18 protein-coding genes are annotated in these 17982 nt (G+C 67.2%); 6 read left to right on the forward strand and 12 right to left on the reverse strand.

Going from position 1 to position 17982, the window contains the following annotated elements; all coding sequences use genetic code 11:
* Positions 1 to 187: hypothetical protein (locus tag EV668_RS25050; RefSeq protein ID WP_208111563.1), on the reverse strand; the 187-nt coding region annotated here is incomplete at its 3' end.
* 76 nt (positions 188 to 263) lie between these two features.
* Entirely contained in the window at positions 264 to 1187 is a 924-nt protein-coding gene (locus tag EV668_RS16640; RefSeq protein WP_133772136.1) for a LysR family transcriptional regulator, read from the reverse strand.
* Between the two features lie 327 nt (positions 1188 to 1514).
* Between EV668_RS16640 and EV668_RS16645 the strand changes: the two genes are divergently transcribed.
* The 5 genes from EV668_RS16645 to EV668_RS16665 are packed head-to-tail and all read left to right on the forward strand — an operon-like array spanning position 1515 to position 5822.
* The gene (locus tag EV668_RS16645; protein WP_133772138.1) at positions 1515 to 2465 is read left to right on the forward strand and encodes an ABC transporter substrate-binding protein; all 951 of its coding nucleotides are present in this window, start codon (positions 1515 to 1517) and stop codon (positions 2463 to 2465) included.
* Complete coding sequence (locus tag EV668_RS16650) at positions 2462 to 3322, forward strand: ABC transporter permease (protein ID WP_133772140.1); 861 nt, start codon at positions 2462 to 2464, stop codon at positions 3320 to 3322. The genes EV668_RS16645 and EV668_RS16650 overlap by 4 nt, the downstream gene beginning before the upstream one ends.
* Positions 3315 to 4094: an ABC transporter ATP-binding protein gene (locus EV668_RS16655; RefSeq protein ID WP_133772142.1), complete on the forward strand. Its 780-nt coding sequence runs from the start codon at positions 3315 to 3317 to the stop codon at positions 4092 to 4094. The genes EV668_RS16650 and EV668_RS16655 overlap by 8 nt, the downstream gene beginning before the upstream one ends.
* Complete coding sequence (locus tag EV668_RS16660; RefSeq protein WP_133772144.1) at positions 4091 to 4993, forward strand: polysaccharide deacetylase family protein; 903 nt, start codon at positions 4091 to 4093, stop codon at positions 4991 to 4993. The genes EV668_RS16655 and EV668_RS16660 overlap by 4 nt, the downstream gene beginning before the upstream one ends.
* Positions 4959 to 5822 (forward strand): alpha/beta hydrolase, encoded by an 864-nt coding sequence (locus tag EV668_RS16665; protein WP_133772146.1) that lies wholly within the window; start codon positions 4959 to 4961, stop codon positions 5820 to 5822. Before EV668_RS16660 ends, EV668_RS16665 begins: the two co-directional genes overlap by 35 nt.
* Before the next feature lie 68 nt (positions 5823 to 5890).
* On the opposite strand, the gene EV668_RS16670 is transcribed toward EV668_RS16665, so the two are convergent.
* The 3 genes from EV668_RS16670 to EV668_RS16680 are packed head-to-tail and all read right to left on the reverse strand — an operon-like array spanning position 5891 to position 8695.
* Positions 5891 to 6379, reverse strand: coding sequence for an L-2-amino-thiazoline-4-carboxylic acid hydrolase (locus EV668_RS16670; RefSeq protein ID WP_133772148.1), 489 nt, complete (start codon positions 6377 to 6379; stop codon positions 5891 to 5893).
* Positions 6376 to 7083, reverse strand: coding sequence for a cysteine hydrolase family protein (locus EV668_RS16675; protein WP_133772150.1), 708 nt, complete (start codon positions 7081 to 7083; stop codon positions 6376 to 6378). Before EV668_RS16675 ends, EV668_RS16670 begins: the two co-directional genes overlap by 4 nt.
* Before the next feature lie 13 nt (positions 7084 to 7096).
* Entirely contained in the window at positions 7097 to 8695 is a 1599-nt protein-coding gene (locus EV668_RS16680; RefSeq protein WP_208111564.1) for an ABC transporter substrate-binding protein, read from the reverse strand.
* 216 nt (positions 8696 to 8911) lie between these two features.
* Between EV668_RS16680 and EV668_RS16685 the strand changes: the two genes are divergently transcribed.
* Complete coding sequence (locus EV668_RS16685) at positions 8912 to 9814, forward strand: LysR substrate-binding domain-containing protein (RefSeq protein ID WP_245513272.1); 903 nt, start codon at positions 8912 to 8914, stop codon at positions 9812 to 9814.
* Positions 9815 to 9851: 37 nt separating this feature from the next.
* Here the strand turns inward: EV668_RS16685 and EV668_RS16690 are convergent, their stop codons facing one another.
* From EV668_RS16690 to EV668_RS16720, 7 genes are all read right to left on the reverse strand, one after another.
* A complete protein-coding gene (locus tag EV668_RS16690; RefSeq protein WP_133772154.1) occupies positions 9852 to 11408 on the reverse strand; it encodes a class I adenylate-forming enzyme family protein in 1557 nt (518 codons plus the stop codon).
* 74 nt (positions 11409 to 11482) lie between these two features.
* Positions 11483 to 12343, reverse strand: coding sequence for an ABC transporter permease (locus EV668_RS16695; protein ID WP_133772156.1), 861 nt, complete (start codon positions 12341 to 12343; stop codon positions 11483 to 11485).
* A 2-nt stretch (positions 12344 to 12345) separates the two neighbouring features.
* On the reverse strand, positions 12346 to 13314 hold the full coding sequence (locus EV668_RS16700; protein WP_133772158.1) for an ABC transporter permease: 969 nt from the start codon (positions 13312 to 13314) through the stop codon (positions 12346 to 12348).
* Position 13315: 1 nt separating this feature from the next.
* Positions 13316 to 14917 carry an ABC transporter substrate-binding protein gene (locus tag EV668_RS16705; protein WP_133772160.1) on the reverse strand — a complete coding sequence of 534 codons (1602 nt, stop codon included), beginning with the start codon at positions 14915 to 14917 and terminating at the stop codon, positions 13316 to 13318.
* Positions 14918 to 15028: 111 nt separating this feature from the next.
* On the reverse strand, positions 15029 to 15442 hold the full coding sequence (locus EV668_RS16710; protein WP_133772162.1) for a PaaI family thioesterase: 414 nt from the start codon (positions 15440 to 15442) through the stop codon (positions 15029 to 15031).
* Positions 15439 to 16452 carry a quinone oxidoreductase family protein gene (locus EV668_RS16715; RefSeq protein ID WP_133772164.1) on the reverse strand — a complete coding sequence of 338 codons (1014 nt, stop codon included), beginning with the start codon at positions 16450 to 16452 and terminating at the stop codon, positions 15439 to 15441. The genes EV668_RS16710 and EV668_RS16715 overlap by 4 nt, the downstream gene beginning before the upstream one ends.
* Before the next feature lie 638 nt (positions 16453 to 17090).
* Complete coding sequence (locus EV668_RS16720) at positions 17091 to 17981, reverse strand: energy transducer TonB family protein (RefSeq protein ID WP_133772166.1); 891 nt, start codon at positions 17979 to 17981, stop codon at positions 17091 to 17093.
* Position 17982: the final 1 nt, after the last annotated feature.

The following is a 17982-nucleotide window of genomic DNA, read 5'->3' on the forward strand; positions in this document are numbered from 1 at the left end:
GGTGAAAACCTGACCAGGCGGGCTTTCGCGCGTCCAGGCACAGAAAAAACCCGTCAGCGGCCTCAACCTGACCGAAGCGCGCGCCAAACCGCCTCATCAGCGGGGTCCGGCCGCCCACCAACGCGTGATGGGCACGGCGCTCGAATGACGGCCGACAACGCGCCTCCTTCGGAGCGAAGAGCGTCACCTTGGTGCGTCTCGCGTTCCTCCCCATCGCCCTCCGGAGACCGCCCTTCGACGCGCGTTTCCGTCATGCGTCGCGTCTACCCCTCGCGTGAGGCGTTCGAGAGGGCTTCGCCATCCGAATTCAGGCTGCGTCCGATCTGTTCGACGAATTTCGATGCCGCGACCGATAGCCTGCGGCCGCGCAACTGCCCCAGGGCCACCTGAGCCAGGGGGAGGTCGCGCCGGTCCACCTCGCTCGCGACGAGATCGAGCCGGCCGCGGGGGATGCCCGTTCTGATCTGGAAGGAGACGACGTCCTCGCGCGCGGCATAGCTGCGGAGCACCTCGAAGGAATCCGATTCGACCGCGATCCGCACCGGCATCGACGCCCGGACGATGGCGCCCTGCACGAGATGACGGATGGCGAGGCCCGGTCCCGGCATCGCGATCGGATACTGGAGGCAGTCGCGCAGGCGCACGGTGGGCCGCCCCGCCAGGGGATGGTGGGGCCCCATCAGGGCGCAGAGCGGCTGGGTGATCGTCTGAAGCAGGTGCAGTTCGGGCGCCGGCGGCGGCTGGAGAACGACCGCGACATCCGCCTCGAAGGAGGTCAGCGCATCCACCGCATAGGCATGGTCGCGCACCAGAACCTTGAACGAGACGAAGGGGTGCTGAGCCCGGTAGGTCTGGATCTCGTCGGGCACGAGTTCATGGGCGAAGGCCTGGCTGCAGGCGATGGCGACATGACCGCGCCGGATCCCCGAAAGGTCGGCAATCTGCGAGCGAAGACGGTCGAGATCGGCGAACTGGTCGCGGATATGGCGCAGGAGCAGTTCTCCGGCCGGGTTCGGACGCATCCCCTGCGGCAGGCGCTCGAACAGGGTCGTTCCGAGTTCGTGTTCGAAATCCTGGATCCGGCGCGTCAGGGCCGACGGCGCGATCGCCAGCCGCTCCGCGCTGCGCCGGATCGAGCCCGTCTCCGCGACATCCCGGATGACCTGAAGAACCTTCATATGGCGCATGGGACGCCCCGTTCTGTTTCGAGCAACGGGCTGCTCTAAAACGAGCAATAGACGGCAACAAGCATATCTTTAGCATCCGGCCCGATGATCCGTGCTGGAGCGTGGTGTGACCGGCTTCTCCGCAATCCCGATACCCGCTTCCGGGTGCCGACCCGATCGACAGGCCGGCGAGCCGGCACGCCGTACCCGGCGCCGCGGCCTCCGCGTCTCCCGGGCGACGGGGTTCGGCACGATCCTTGATGCAGGCACGATCCTTGATGCTGGCATGGCCCGCCGCATGGCCTGACCGAACGACGTCCCCGCCGACCGCCATTGCAGGAGAACCCCATGTTGCATCGCCGCCAGTTCCTCGTCGCGACCGCCGCCGCGGCTACGCTGCCCGCCCCCTTCGTCCAGGCCCAGTCGACCACGACGATCCGCATGGGCGCGCTGAAGCTGATCCACTCGATCGCGCCGCACTTCTACGAGAAGTTCACGCCGGCCGGGTACAAGGTCGACGTCGTCCCGTTCGAGAGCCCGACCGAGGGCAAGAACGCGGTCGTCACCAAATCCGTCGATTTCGGGATGTTCGGCATCGCCGCGGCCCTCCTCGGCGCAGCGGCGGGTGAGCCGGTGGTCGTCATCGCCTCCGCCTGCAACAAGGGCATGGCCGTCGTCGCGGGCAAGAACAGCCCGATCGCGTCGATCAAGGACCTGAAGGGCAAGCGCGTCGCCATCTGGCCGGGCTCGACCCAGGAGGTCTTCATCCTCGAGCGGCTGCGCATGGAGGGCATGACGGTCAAGGACATCACGCCGGTGCGCATCTCGTTCTCGGAGATGCACCTCGCCCTCGCGCGGGGCGACGTCGATGCCTATGTCGGCGCCGAACCCGGGCCGGGCGTGAGCCTCGCCAGCGGCATCGGCAAGATCGTCGAATATCCCTACGGCACGGCCATGGGCGCGCTGAACATGATCTTCGGCGCCCATCGCGACACGCTCGCTCAGAAGCCCGAGATGGTGAAGGTCATCCTCGACATCCACCGGAAGGCGTCCGACTTCGCGATGGCGAACCGTGCGGAGATGGTCGCCATGGCCGTCGCCAAGCTCGGGCAGAAGAGGGACGCGATCGAGGCCTCGGCGCCGAACGTGGACCTGACCTGGCGGTTCGGGGAGACCGAGATCGGACAGTCGAAGACCTATGCCCAGCACATGCTGGAGCTGAAGCAGATCAAGCAGCTGCCCGATTTTTCGGCCTTCTTCGACACCCGGTTCGTCACCGAACTCGCCAGGAACGCATGAGCGCCGCCTTGAGCGATACGGCAGCCCCGGCGGGAGGCGAGGCCGCTCCGCCGGCGCAGGCCGGCGGGACCTCTCCGGGCTCCGGCCTGCTGCAGGTCGCGCTCGCCCTCGTCCTGCCGGTCGCGATCCTCGTGGCCTGGCACCTCGCGACGGAGGGGAGGACCTACAGCCTCATCCCGTCTCCCTCGGCGGTGGCGGTGGCGCTGTACGATCTCGCCTTCGGGGGGATCAACGACGATGCCTTCAGCGCCTCGCTGCTCACGCATGTGCTCGCGTCGGTCGGCCGGGTCTATGGCGGCTTCGCACTGGCGGTCCTCGCCGCGCTGCCGATCGGCCTGCTGATCGGGCGCGTGCCCCTCGTTCGGCAGATGCTGGATCCGATGTTGCAGATCCTGCGCCCGATCCCCGTCACGGCCTGGCTGCCGCTGGCCATGATCATGTTCGGCATCGGGCCGCGCTCGGCCTTCTTCCTGGTCTTCCTCGGCGCCTTCTATCCGGTGCTGATCAACACGGTCTTCGGCGTGCGCTCGGTCGAGCCGCGTCTGTTCGAGGCGGCGAGCATGCTCGGCTGCCGCGGCTCGGCGCAATTCGTCAAAGTGGTCCTGCCGGCGGCGATGCCGGCGATCTTCACCGGCCTGAGGCTGGGCCTCGGCTTCGCGTGGGTCGTCATCGTCATCGGTGAGATGACGGGCGTTCCGACGGGGCTCGGCGCCTTGATCATGGAAGCGCGCCAGCTCTCGCGGACCGAGATCGTCATCTGCGGGATGATCGCCATCGGCGTCGCCGGCTTCATCTCCGATCGCCTCGTGACGCTCCTCGGCCGCCGTCTTCTCGCCTGGAGCCCCAATCATGGCTGAACCGACGCTCCCGATCCTGTCGCTGAGCCATGTCGGCAAGAGCTACGATGCCGGCGGCCGGCGGATCGAGGCGCTGCGCGGCGCCAATCTCGACGTCGCACGCGGCGAGTTCGTCTGCCTGATCGGCGCCTCGGGCTGCGGGAAGTCGACCCTGCTCCGGATCGTCGCGGGCTTCGAGGCGGCGACCACCGGCCAGGCGCTGATGTGGGGCAAGCCGATTTCCGCGCCCGATCCGAGCCGGGGGATGGTGTTCCAGGATTACGGCCTGTTCCCCTGGCTCACCGTGCGCGGCAATATCGGCTTCGGGCCGGCATCGCGCGGCCGGCCGGCGGGCGAGGTGCGCGACACGGTCGATCGCTTCGTCGAGCTCGTCGGGCTCAAAAGCTTCGCCGACGCCTATCCGCACCAGCTCTCGGGCGGCATGAAGCAGCGTGTCGCGATTGCGCGCGTGCTGGCCAACGACGCTGAAGTCGTCCTGATGGACGAGCCCTTCGGCGCGCTCGACGCCATGACGCGCGAGCGGTTGCAGGACGAACTCCTCGAATTGTGGGAGCGGACCCGCCTCACGGTGCTGTTCGTGACGCATTCGATCGAAGAGGCCATCTTCCTGTCGAGCCGCTGCGTGGTGATGTCGCCTGGGCCCGGGCGGATCGATCGCGACATCCCGATCGAACTGGCGCGTCCGCGCGATGTCTCGGCATCGGACTTCAACGAGCTGAGACGGGAGCTGTCGGGGATGCTGCACAGCCACCACGGCAGGCTGGCCGCATGAGCGGGCCGCGATCACCGCGCGAGCGGCTCGCCTATACGCCGACGATCGACCGGCCAGCCCTGTCCCTGCCCGGCGACAAGGCGGTCGTCGTCTGGCCCGTCGTCAATGTCGAGAACTGGCTGATCGAGAACCCGATGCCGCGCCAGGTGCTCGTCGCACCGACCGGGGCGGCCCTGCAGCCGGACGTCGCCAACTGGGCCTGGCACGAATACGGGATGCGGGTCGGCTTCTGGCGAATCCTCGAAGCCTTCCGCTCGCGCGGCATCAGGCCGACCCTGTCGGTGAACGGCTCGGTCTGCCTCGATTATCCGCGTGTGGCCGCGGCGGCGCGCGACGAGGGCTGGGAGTTCATGGGGCACGGCTTCGTCCAGGTCCCGACCCACAAGGTCGCCGATCAGGGGGAGATGATCGCGCGGACGGTCGGCACCATCGCCGATTTCACCGGCAGGCCGCCGACGGGCTGGCTCGGCCCCGGATTGACCGAGACGGCGGAGACGCCGGACCTCCTCGCCGCCAACGGCATCCGCTGGATCGCCGATTGGGTGGTCGACGATCTGCCCTGCCGCTTGCAGACCGCGAGCGGGACGGTGCTGACCATGCCCTATTCGGTCGAGCTCAACGACATTCCGGCGATCATGATCCAGCATCACCGGGCGGCCGAGTTCGCCGAGCGGGCATTGGCGCAGCTCGACCGGCTGGCGCGGGAGGCGAAGGGCGACGGGCCGATGGCCGGCGCGAAGGTGATGAGCTTCGCGATCCATCCCTACATCAGCGGCGTGCCGCATCGGATCGATATGCTGGAAGGGCTGCTCGATGCGCTCCTCGCGCGCGACGACATCCTGTTCTGGCAGGGGCAAGACATTCATGACTGGTATCTCGGAACCGACGACCGAGCCTGAGGCCGCCATCTGGCGCGGCTTCCGTCGGAGCGAGCTGGACCGGGCCTACGACAATGCCGGCCATGTGCGGGACAGCGCGGCGAAGCTGGCGGATTGGACGGCCCGGAGTGCCCTTCTGCGGGCCGCGCGGCCGGAATTCCTCGACCTCCGCTACGGTCCCCGCGACAGGAACCGCATCGACGTCTTCCGCTGCGGCGAGGCTGGGGCGCCGCTCTTGGTCTTCATCCATGGCGGATATTGGCAGCGCAACAGCAAGGAGGTGTTCTCCTGCCTTGCGGAGGGGCCGTTGGCGCGCGGCTTCGACGTCGCCCTGCCGGGCTATACGCTCGCGCCGGACGCCTCGTTGAGCGAGATCGTCGACGAGATCGAGGCGGCCATCGGCTGGCTGCGGGAGCAGGGTCCGGAACGAGGCTTTGCCACGGGCCGGCTGATCGTCGGCGGCTGGTCGGCCGGTGCCCATCTTGCCGCGCTCGCCTGCGGCTGGCGCGGTGTCGATGGCGGTCTGCTGGTGTCCGGAATCTACGACCTCGAGCCGATCCGCCTCGGCATCCTCAACGAGAAGCTCGGCCTGAGCGAGGGCGATGTCGGCCGCTTGAGCCCGATCGGGGCGCCGGGAGCCGGTGTGGCGCCGGCGGCGGTCATCGTCGGCGGCAGCGAACTCCCCGAGCTCCAGCGCCAATCGGCGGATTACGCGGCGGCGCGCATCGCCGCCGGCGTGCCGACACGCTTCCGCATCCTGCCGGACCGCAACCATTTCACGATCCTCGACGAGCTGTCCTCGCCCCAAGGGGGCCTCACCGAGGAGCTTGCGGGTTTCCTATCCGCGTAGCGATCTTCTGCGTTCCCGGGGATGTCCGTCCAAGGGCCGCATGCGCGCCATCGCCGATCCGACCTCGGTCACGATCCGCCTTCCGGCTTCTTCGCCCGATAGCGAAAGTCGCAACAGGTGCCACCGGACATGATGGTGGTCGTGCGGGTCAGTTCGACGTCCGGATCATAGCCTTCGATAAACGCATGATCGCGGTTGCAGGACAGGAGGTGGCCGATCTCTCCGAGCCCCATGTCGCGATACATCTCCGCATAGCGGCAGCGATGCACGTCGTAGCTGAAGGCGTCCTTGTCCGCCTGCAGCACGGTGACTTCGAGCGCGTCGTCCTGGGTCCACAGCCGCTGGAGGTCGGCGAATGTGTGCAGATCGGCCCCGCCGGGCTCGCGGGCGGCGAAGTCGCGGCCGACCGCCACCGCCGTCTTGGCGATCGCCTCGCCGATCAGCGCGCGCGCCTGCTCCTGGCCGAGACGCTCGCACAGCGTCTCGTAGATGGGCTTGATGACCTCGGCCTCGATCCGCCGTCGCGCCAGAATTCCGAGTTCGGCCTCCGCACTCATGTGCCGTCCCCCGTCGATGCGCGCAGCCGATCGAGGGCGTCGAGAAGGCTCGCACTCTCCCCGACGGCGCCGAAGACGCCGCTCTTCTTGATCAGCAGTTCGATCGCCGCCTGATGGACCGCCTCGAAGCAGGCGCCCGTCGCATCGGACAGCGTCAGGCAGTCGAAGCCCCGGTCCAGAGCTTCGCGCACGTTCGTGTGGATGCAGCAATCCGTGGTGAGGCCGGTCAGGATGAGATTGCCGATGCCGCGTTCGCGCAGATGGGCTTCGATCGCCGTGAAGCCGAAGGCGCCGTAGGACGGCTTGTCGAAGACCGTCTCGCCCTCGATCGGCGCGAGTTCCGGGATGATCTGCCAGCACTCGGCGCCTTCGATCAGGTAACGCCCCTTCGGACCCTCGTCGCCGACGGCGACGCCCTTGCCGTCGATCCCCCGCCAGCGTCGATGCGGCTGCACGTCGGAGAGGTCCGGCTTGAAGGTCTCGCGGGTGTGGATGACCGTCATCCCGGATGCGCGGCAGGCCGCCAGAACCTTCGCGATGGTGGGGATCGGGCGCCGCAAGGCTGTCAGGTCGAAGCCGAACTGATGCATGTAGCCGCCCTCGGCGCAGAAATCGCCCTGCATGTCGATGACGAGCAGGGCCGTGTTCTGCGCAGTGAGCTGGCCGTTGAGCGGGAACGAATAGGGGTTGGCGTCAACCTTCATCGGGCGGCTCCCCTCACTTCTTCAGCCAGAGATCGTACCAGCTGCTGGATGGCCAGCGCGGCGTGTTGTGATCGTTCTGAAGCTTCTTGCTCGTCACCGAGATGAACTCGCGATCGGTCGCCATCCACACCGGGATCTGCGTGTTCGCCAGCTTCACGAACTCGACATACTGGCTCTTGCGCTTCGCCGGATCGAGTTCGACCGCGGCCTCGTCGATGACGCGGTCGATCTCCGCGTCCTGCCAGCCCCACTGGTTCGTCCAGGGTGCGCCCTTGGGCGCTCCGGACCGGTACCAGACGGTGGTGCTGACCGCCGGGTCGCTCCTGTACTGGTGACGTCCGGTGGCGAGATCGAAGTTCCAGTCGCGGTAGACGTCCGACAGGAAGCCCGCCGCGTCCCGCTGCACCATCTCGACCTGGATGCCGATTGCGGCAAGGGATTGCTGGATGAAGGTTGCGAAGGAGCTCACGTCCTCACCCCAGGGAGCGGGCAGGAGCCGGAGCTTGAAGCGGGTGCCGCCCTTGCGGGGATAGCCTGCCTCGTCCAGCAGCTTGTTGGCCAGCGCCACGTCGAACTTCAGGTCCGGCGCGCCCGGGACGAAGAAGTCCGAGGATTGCGGGATGGGACCCTGGCCGCGCTTGCCGAAGCCGTACAGCATGTTCTCGATGAAGAAATCGGTATCGATGGCATGCACGATGGCCCGCCGCACGCGGATGTCGGACAGCTCCTTGCGACGGACATTGAATTCGACGGTGTTCTGGACCGCGTTGCCTTCGTTGCCCTTCGTCGACACCGTGAAGTCTTTGTGCTTGCGAAGCCTGTCGATGTCCGACAGCGTCAGCGAGGTATAGGCGCTGAGGTCCACGGAGCCGGTCTCGAGCGCGGCGGCGGCGGCGGCCTTGTCGGGAATGAACTTCCACACGATGCGATCGAGATACGGGAAGCCCTTGCGCCAGTAATCGGGATTGCGCTCGGCGATGAAATACTGGCCGCGCTCGTACTTGCCGAACTTGAAGGGGCCGGTTCCGATCGGCTCCAGATTCGCCGGATTGTCGAGCACGTTCGTGCCTTCATAGACATGCTTCGGCGCGACGTAGCCGAGATCGGGCAACGCGCGCAGCAGTAGATCGATGGGCATCGGCTGGGAATACTTGAACACCGCGGTGAGCGCGTCGGGCGTCTCGACCGCCTCGAGGTTCTTCTGCAAGGTCGAGCCGTAATTGAGGTGCTTCTTCCAGATCTCCATCGCCGTGTACTGGACGTCTGCGGAGGTGAAGGGCTTGCCGTCGTGCCATTTCACGTTCTCCCGCAGCGTGAAGGTGATGGTCTTGCCGTCGTCGGACGTCGTCCAGGCCGTCGCCAGCACGCCGACGGGCTGCCCCTTCGTATCCAGATCGACCAGCGGCTCCATGATCTTGCTGCCGATCAGATAGACGTCGACGGATGCGCGAACGGCGGGATTGATGACGCGCTGCTCGGCGTTCATGTGCACGTTCAGGACGCCGCCTCGAACCGGCGTCTCCTGGGCGGATACCCCGACGCCCTGCGCGGCGAGCAGGCTGGCGAGCGCGACCGATGACAGGAAGCTGCGGCGGGACGGAAGCATCGGCATGGCGGGAACAATCCTCAAGTTGAGAGTCGGCCGCGCGTCTACGGCTCGGCGAGCACCTGTCCTGCGAGGACAGAATGCTCTTTTAGACCCTTCATAGAGTGAAATTTTATTCACATGAATTGACTATAGCGCGCGTTATTGCGCCGACAACCCCGCTGAATTATGAGAATAAATCAATAATTGAGATGCTTCATGATTGAGCGGGTCGAGCCACCTTTGACAGCAGTCCGAGCGTTCGAAGCGGTCGCGCGGCTCGGGAGCGCGACGCTCGCGGCGCGCGAACTCGGCGTCTCGCCCTCGGCGGTCAGTCATCAATTGGCGCTTCTCGACGCCTTCATGGAGCAGCCGCTCACCCGGCGCGACGGTCGGGGCCTGGCCCTGACCGAGGCGGGACGGGAATATTTCCGGTCGGTTCGCACCGCCTTCGCCGTGCTGCGCGGCGCCACGGACCAGATGCGGGACGGGCATCGAAACGCGCCGGTCCAACTCGGCGTCATTCCGCTGTTCGGGCGGACCTGGCTGTTCCGCCACATCGGAGATTTTCTCGGCCGGAATCCCGATGTCGAACTGACGGTGTCGTATTCGCATCATCGGAACTACGTCAGCGACTCGGCCGACCTGTCCGTTCGCTTCGGGGACGGGCAGTGGAAGGGCTACGAGGCGCATCGGATCCTATCCGGCGCGGTCGCGCCGTTCTGCAGCGCAGATCTCGTGGCGCGGCATCCCGCCAGCCTCGACCAGCCGATGCTGCTGTCGACGCTTCCGCTCGTGCACGACCAGGATCGGAACGGCTGGCGGCTCTGGTTCGAACGGCATCAGAGCGATCGCAACCCGGCGCCGGGATTGCTGGTCGAGGATGGCAATCTCGCGCTTCAGGCCGTCCTCGACGGCATGGGGATCGCGCTGCTTCGGCCGTCCCTCGTCGGCGCGCTCGTGGACGAGGGCCAGTTGGTGCGCCTGTCCGAGGAAGCCATGCAGGACGACAGGGACTATTATCTCTGCCACCTCAGCCAGCAGCCTTTGTCGGGCGCCGAGGATCGCCTGCTCCGCTGGATCATCGAGCGATGCGGAGCGGACGCGTCGGCGGCGCCGCGACGCGCGCCTCCCGATCGCCGGTAATGGCGCCGGGAGGTCGTCCGAGCCCGGTGCCGCGGGGCTAGGACGCGAGCCGGTCGCCCGCGACGATCCTCGCTCCTCCGCCCTCCGAGGACCAGCCATGGCCGGATTCGAGCAGCCGCGCCCGCTCGATCAGGGCGCGCCGGTCGATCTTGTTGGTGCCGGCCCAGGGCAGGTCCGATAGGAACTCGATCCGTCGCGGATGCTGGTAGGCTGGGCCATTGGCGAGGGCGAAGGTCCTGATCTCCTCCGGCCCGACCGGCGCCGACGGCTTGGTCACGATGAAGGCGACCGGGATCTGGCTGCGTTCCTCGTCCGGCAGCGGGACGACGGCGGCCTGCTGAACGGAAGGATGCCTCTCCAGCATCTTCTCCACCTCGCCCGGATAGATGTTCTCGCCGGCACAGACGAACATGTCGTCGGCACGTCCGACGAAGAAGAAGAAGCCGTCGGCGTCGCGCCGCATGACGTCGCCGCTGTAATACCAGCCCTCCCGGATCGCCTTGGCACTCTGCTCCGGCAGGTTGAGATAGCCAGGCGTCACGGCCGGATTGCGCATCATCAGGACGCCCTCGTCGTCGCCGGCGCCGTCGACCAGGCGGATCCCGCTCGGATCGAGGGGATAGCCGAGTGCGAGCGGAGGAGGGGGGAGCCCGTCGGGATGCGGCCCGAACACGGCCGGTCCCGCCTCGGTGGTCCCGTAGCCGAGCCCGATCCGCGCGGCGGGGAAGGCCGCCTCGATCCGCTCGAGAAGCCCGAGCGTGATCGGGGCCGATCCGAGCCCGATCCGCTTCAGCGACGAGAGGTCGAGCGCCTCGACGAGATCGGCCTCCTTGATCAGCCGGGCGAACATGGTCGGCACGGCCATCAGCGCCGTCACCTGATGGCGGGCGAGCGCCTCGAGATAGGCTCGTGCCGAAAAGCTCGGCATGACCACGACGGAGGCATTGGTCGCGAAGACCGTCTTGGCCGAGAAGAGGCCGTTCATGTGGAAGAGCGGCTGGGCGATGAGGTAGCGCTCGTGCGCGCCAAGATCGCCCGTCCGTGTCGACAGCGCCCAGAGCTGGCCGGCATGTGTGAGCGGCACGCCCTTCGGGCGCCCCGTGGAGCCTGACGTGTAGAGGAGCTGACCGATCTCCTCGGGTCCCGGCACGACGGTCTCGAACGGTCCGGGGACGATGAGGGCGCCGAAGCCGCCGGGTCCCGGATCGTCGAAGCCGATCGTCTCGACGGCACCGTCCACGAGGTCGCGCCCGCCCGCATCCGTGAAGGCGAGCGCGATCCGGGCATCGCCGAGGATGTAGGACACCGTCTCCCGCGGCAGCTTGGTGTTGACCGGCACCGCGACATGGCCGGCGCGCATGATGCCGAAATAGGCGGCGAGATACTCGGCCCGGTTCAGCGACAGGATGCCGATGCTCGTCCCGCGCGGAAAGCCGCGCGCCGCGAGGTGGCGGGCGACGCCGCGGGCGAGCCCGTCGATCTCGCCATGCGTCCAGGCGCGCGGCGCTGCGGGGTCGCGCAGGTCGATGACCGCGAGACGCGTGGGATCGAGCGCGGGATCGGCGAGATCGCCGAGATTGACGGATCGAGACATGGCGCGGTGGTCCGGGGCGGGTCGGTGTGGATGGGGCAATGCTGGGGGCGGCTCGTCGCGAGGACGGCCCGAGCTCAGGAGCGGTCCCTCAGGTTCGGGTTGAGGGCGTCGTTGAGGCCGTCCCCGATCAGGTTCAGCGCGAGCACCGTCGCCATGATGGCGAGGCCCGGCACCGCGCAGATGTACCAGGAGGAGCGGATCAGGGTGCGGCCGTCGCCGATCAGCCCGCCCCAGCTCGCGATGTTTGGATCGCCGAGGCCGAGGAACGAGATGGCGGATTCGAACAGGATGGCGCTGGCGATGACGAGCGAGGAGAGCACGATCACGGGAGGCAGCGCGTTCGGCAGGATTTCGCCCAGGATGATGCGCAGGTCGCTCATCCCCATCGACCGGCAGGCCTGCACGAATTCCCGGTCGCGAAGGGTGAGGAATTCGGCGCGGGTGAGCCGCGCGATCGGCGTCCAGGTGACGAGGCCGACCGCGAGCGTGATGTGCCAGATGTCCGGGCCGAGGATCGAGACGATGGTCAGGATGAAGATGATGTTCGGCACCGTCTGGAAGAGCTCGGTCACGCGCATCAGCGTCTCGTCGAGCCAGCCGCCGAAATAGGCCGAGCTCGCCCCGACGGTGACGCCGATCAGGGTCGCCGTGAGGCTCGCGAAGATGCCGATCAGCAGCGTGGTGCGCGTGCCGTGCACGATCATCGCGGCGATGTCCCGGCCGAGGGAATCGGTGCCGAGGAGGTGGCGGGGATTGGCGAAGGGCCACAATTCCGGCCGCCCGACGATCCGCAGGGGAGGGCGGGGATAGAGCTGCGAGGCGAAGATCGCGAGCCCGATCACGCTCAGGATCACGAAGAGCCCGACGAGAGCGGCCTTGTTCCGGGCAAAGCGGCGCAGGAAATCCAGGCCGGGGGAGGCTGAGGCTGCGGCCATGGCTATCGGGCCCGGATGCGAGGATCGAGTTTGAAATAGGCGAGGTCGACGACGACGTTGACGCAGGCGACGACGAGCGAGGACAGCACCAGGACCCCGAGCACGACCGGGAAGTTCCGGCTCTGGACGCTGTCGAGCATCAGGCTGCCGATCCCGGGCCAGCTGAAGACCGCCTCGACGACGACGCTTCCTCCCAGCACCGTGCCGAGTTGCAGGCCGAGCAGCGTCATGACCGGCAGCAGCGCGTTGCGCAGGACGTGGGAGAGAACGATCGTCGTCGGCGCGAGGCCCTTCGCGCGGGCGGTCCGCACGAAGTCGAGCCGGAAGACCTCCAGCATCGAGGCGCGCATCACCCGCGCATAGATCGCGGCATAGAAGAGGCCGAGCGTGATGGCGGGCAGCGCCAGATGCCGCATGACGTCGAAGGCCGCTGCGATCGGCCCCTCGGTCACGCCGACCTCCCGCATCCCGCCGACGGGGAAGATGCCCAGCTTCACCGAGAAGAGGATGGTGAGCATGATGCCGAGCCAGAAGGTCGGCGCGGCGAAGAAGAAGACCGCGAAGACCGAGACGAGATTGTCCCAGATCGTGTTGACCTTGACCGCGGCGACGATCCCGGCGGCGACTCCGATGAAGAGCGCGACGCCGATGCTCGTGACCATGAGCAGCACCGTCGCCGGCAGATGCGCCATGATCACCTCGGCCACCGAGGCGTTCTGCCGGTAGGAATAGCCGAAATCGAACTGCAGGACCGACCAGATATATTTGAGCAGCTGGACATGGGCCGGCTGGTCCATGCCGTAGGTCACGCGCAACTGGTCCAGCATCGCCGGATCGGTGATCTGCTGCTCCGCGCTCATGACGTCGAGGAAGCTCCCCGGCGCGAGTTGGATCAGGCTGAAGTTCAGGACGATCACCCCCAGGACCAGGGGGGCGACCTGAGCCAGTCGCCGGCCGACGATCTTGAGCATGTCAGCGGTCGAGCCAGACGTCGGACCAGCTTTCGCCGAGATAATCGGCGAGGTTCGAGTGATTGCGGACGTCGGACCGCGCGATCGTCACCGACTGGATATCGACGAGGCCGGTGATCGGCAGGTCCGTCGCGGCGATGCGCACGAATTCGTGGGCGAGGCCCGCGCGCTTCTTCTCATCGACCTCGGTCGTGAGGTTCGAGACGATCCCGTCAAGCGTCGGGTTGGAATAGCCGTTGGCGTTGCGGAAGGCGGCGCCCTTCACGATGCCGCTGGTCGTCACGAAGTTCGTCCAGCCGGGGATCAGTTCGATCGCGCCCGAATTGTTCGAGATGGCGATGTCGTACTCGTAGTCCGAATAGATGCGCTTGAGCGATGTGGCGCGGTCCGGGATGGCGAGATCCACGGTGACGTCGACATCCTCGAGCGCCTGCTTGACGTATTGGCCGAGCTTGACGTTTTCCTCGAACCAGCCGGCCGCGACGAGATTGACCTTGAAGCGGCTCCCTCCCTTCACCGGGAAGCCGGCCGCATCCAGGAGCTTGCCGGCCTTCTTCGGATCGAAGGGATATTGCGGAGCCTTGGGGTTCGAGAAGAGCGGGTTGGAGGCGGGGATGAAGCCGATCGACGGCTTGGCCCGGCCGAAGAAGATCGTGTCGGCGATGAAGTCGCGGTCGATCGCATGCAGCAGGGCCTGGCGCACCTCGGGGCGGCTGACGACGGGGCGACGGCTGTTGAACTCGATCGTGGAGATCCAGGCGGAGCTGAGATAGCCGTCCGTCGTCACCGCGAAGCGCTTGGTGGCTTCGAGGCGCTTGAGATCCGGGGCGGGGATCGGGTTGAAGACGCCGATATCGAGCTGTCCGGCCTCGAGCGCGGCGGAGCGGGAGGCGGGGTCGCGCCACCAGCGGATGACGAGCTGGTCGAGATAAGGCAGGCCGGGTGCCCAATAGGCCTCGTTCCGCGCCAGCTCGACATGGCTGCCGCGGACCCATTGCTTGACCTTGTAGGGGCCTGTTCCGACCAGGGCGTTGTTGGCCGGGTTCGTGATGATGTTCGAGCCTTCGTAGACATGCTTTGGAATGACGAGGCCGGCCTTGCCGGCAAGGACCGATTTCAGGAAGAATTCCGGAGTCGGGTCCTTGAAGCTGAACTTGACCGTGAGCTTGTCGACCGCCTCGGCGCTGGTGAGCCCGGCGAGCGCGCCGCCGCTCGAGATCGGCTTCCAGTATTCGAGCGCGTTGAAGACGACGTCGTCCGCGGTGAAGTCGCGCCCGTCATGCCATTTCACGTCGGGGCGGAGCTTGATGGTGTAGCTGCGGAAATCGGCCGCGGGCGTCACCTCCAGCGCCAGGACGGGCTGGAAAACCAGCTTGTTGTCGAGCTTGAGAAGACGTTCGAGGACCTTGGTCGAGGTGAAGTAGGGGCTCGATCCGCCGCCGGCCGGGACGAAGAGGGCCTGAGGCTCGAATCCGCCCCAGGTTGCGACGAGCGTGCCGCCCTTCTTCGGCGTCGCCTGCGCCTGCGCTTCGCCGAAGCCGGCGCTTGCGAGCGTTCCGGCCGCGAGGGTGGAGGCGAGCAACTCGCGTCGGGACATCTTCATGGCGTCGTCTCTCCGGCGTGCCCGCGAAGGCCGCCCATGCGGAAATCGGCTGGTCTCCCTTGGAGCTTCGTCCCTGGCCGCCGGCTTCTGCGTCCGGCGGCTGAGGCCTCTTCAGGCCGCTGTCGAATAGGTCGCGCGGCCGATGGCGAGCAGCGCGCCCTTCTCGTTGAAGACGTCGATGTCCGAGATGCCGACGCTCTTGCCGTTCCGCCGGACCGTCGCGGTCACGATGAGCGCGGTGTCGATGGCCGGGCGGAGGTAGTCGACGCGGAAATTCACCGTCGGCAGTCCGCGGCCGAGCAGCATGATCAGGGCGTAGTCGCCGACCGTGTCGATGATCGAGGCGATGGGCCCGCCATGCCATTGCTTCGAGCCCGCGCCCCGCTCGAATTCGGGGCGCATCGGCGCGCGCATCGTGATCTCGCCCTTGTCGTGGTCGAGCGAGACCACGGTGAGGCCCGAGAACTTGATGAAGGGCGAGGAATCGAGGCGCTCCTGCACCTCCTCCTGGGACAGGTGGCTCATGGCGTCACCACGATCTTCCCGAAGACCTCGCGGTCCTCGATCACCCGCAGGGCCTCCTGGGCCTCGGTGAGCGGGTAGGTCTTGTCGATCAGGGCCTTGAGCTTGCCGGACCCGACGAGGTCGAACAGGGTCTGGATGTCCTCCGGCTCCCAGCCGTTCGAGCCGCGCACCTGCAGTTCGAAGGTCCAGATGAAGCGCAGGTCCTCGGCCGGCGCATAGCCGGCGGTGGCGCCGCAGGTGAGGATGCGGCCGCCGAGCTTGAGGCAGCGGAGCGAGTTCACCCAGGTGTCGCCGCCGGTATAGTTCACCACGACGTCGACGCCGCCGCTCTCCAAGAAACGCCGTCGGGCCGGCTTCCCGTGCCGGGCCCAGATCGTCTTCATGAAATCCTCCTGGGTGTAGAGGATGATCTCGTCGGCCCCGAGAGCCTTCAGGCGCTCGCCCTTCTCCTCGCTGCCGGCCGCGGCGATCACGTAGGCGCCGGCAAGCTTGGCGAGCTGCACGCAGCAGACCCCGACGCCGCCGCTGGCGCCGAGGATCAGGACCTTCTCGCCGGCCTTGACCTGCCCGACGGTCGTCATCATCCGGAGCGCGGTGCCGTAGGCCACCGGAAGCGCGGCGGCCTGCTCGAACGACACGCCCTCGGGGAGGCGGATGAGCTGATGCGCCTTCGCCTTGCACAGCTCGGCGAGGCCGCCATTCACCGTCTCGCCCATCAGGCCGCCTTCGACGCGGTTGACGGGATCGACCAGCACGCGGTCGCCGACCTTCCAGCCCGTGACACCAGGGCCGATCTCGGCGATCTCGCCGGCGACGTCGAGCCCGATGATGACGGGCATCGGAATCTTGATGCCGGGCATGCCGCGGCGGGTGAAGACGTCGTGATAATTGAGCGAACTGGCCCTGACCCTCAGGACGACGTCGCCTTCGCCGGCCACCGGGTCCGGAAAGTTATCCTCGTATTGCAGCCTGTCGAGGCCGCCATGTTCCCGTAATACGACTGCTTTCATGGTACTTCCGGCTTGTCCTTCGTGATGTCGGCGAGGGCGGCCCGATGCGAGCCTTGCCCGGGTGAGGCCCCTCGTCCGATTGTTCTGGTCTGCTCTGATCGATCCGGCCCCCCCCATCTTGGGGAATGGTTCCGCTGGAGGAGGGAGAGCGGCGGTCTTACAGGGGCGGCAGTCGACCGCGGCGTCGGCTCATCCGCACAGGGTTGGGCACAGGACCTGCCAGAGCGACAGAGGAGTTTTCGATCCCCCCGCGTCGCATCGGCACCGTGCCGTGATGATCTCAGGACTGGAGGCCGCAATACCGATGGCATGCGGTGATATAGTAATGATCATAATGACGCCAGATATTAGGCTAATGGCCGTGAAGTCTTTATATTGCTGAGATTAGGTGGCGCATTACGGTGTGGTCAATTCTATAATATGAGACATTGGCGGCATAAAATGCCATTCGAGCGATCCGAATTGGAACATTCCACCACGCGCCGCGCGAGGGAGGGTCTCGGCGGCTCGGTCCGCTATGCGTGCGGTTCGAGAAGCGGGCGGAGGGTTTGCGAGCGTGCCGACCGGCAGTCGAGGAGGTCGGACCCCGTTCTTCCTGAACCTGCTCGAGATCGCTCGTTCGTCGATCTCGGCTCGGCTCACCTTACGGAGAACCGAACCGGCGCGGTGATGGTCCTGTTCGTGCCCGCAGGCGGCGCCGGCACGGGGGAGGCGCGCCGGACGAGCGCGACGACCTCGGCGTCGAGCTCCGCAAATCCGGACGACCGCGCCAGCGAGACGGACAGCACCCTGCCGGTCTCGTCGATCTGGAAGCGGACATAGCCGATCCCCGCTTCCCGGCGCGAGCGCGAGCCGGACGGGTATTGCTTGCGGCGCTCCAGATGCGCCATCAGGCGCTGTTGCCACTGGGCCGGCGACATCGAGGAGCCCGGCCCGCTCGTGGACGCGGACGCCGCATTGCGGGCCGAGACCGGCACCTGCGCGGCCGCCTTGTCGGTTCGTCTCGATGCCGAGGCGGAGCTTCGGGGCTTCGGCTTCTGTACGGCGACCGTTTTCTTGCGCGGCTGTTTCGGACGTGCCGCGGGGAGGGGCACCTCGGCCCGCTCGACGGGAGGAGTGGTCGCGGTCTCGACGGGATCGGCTGGCTCGATCGGCTTCGGCGGCTCGGTCGTCTCCGGCACATCCTCGGCCGCCGCCTTGACCGGCTCGGGCGGGATTTCCGATTCCGGTTCGGCCTCCGGGCTCGGTGCGTCGCTGCTGGACGCCTCCGAGACGCTCCGATCCGCCGCGATGTTCGGCGCGTCGCTCTGGACCGCCTCGGGGACCGGCGCGAATTCGATCTCGATCGCCGCCAGGGGCTGGTCGGGACTCTCGACCGGCTCCGCGCGGACCAACCAGGCCAGGGCGGCCACGTGCACGGCCAAGGCGACCGTGCCCGCGCAGGCCCACCCCGCGACGGCGCGTGCCCGGTTCCCCGGCGCGTGGTCGAAGGGCTCGCCCGGATGCTCGCGCGTCCGTGTTCTGGTCAAT

Origin of the sequence: Enterovirga rhinocerotis, assembly GCF_004363955.1 — a bacterium.
GTDB classification, from domain to species: domain Bacteria; phylum Pseudomonadota; class Alphaproteobacteria; order Rhizobiales; family Beijerinckiaceae; genus Enterovirga; species Enterovirga rhinocerotis.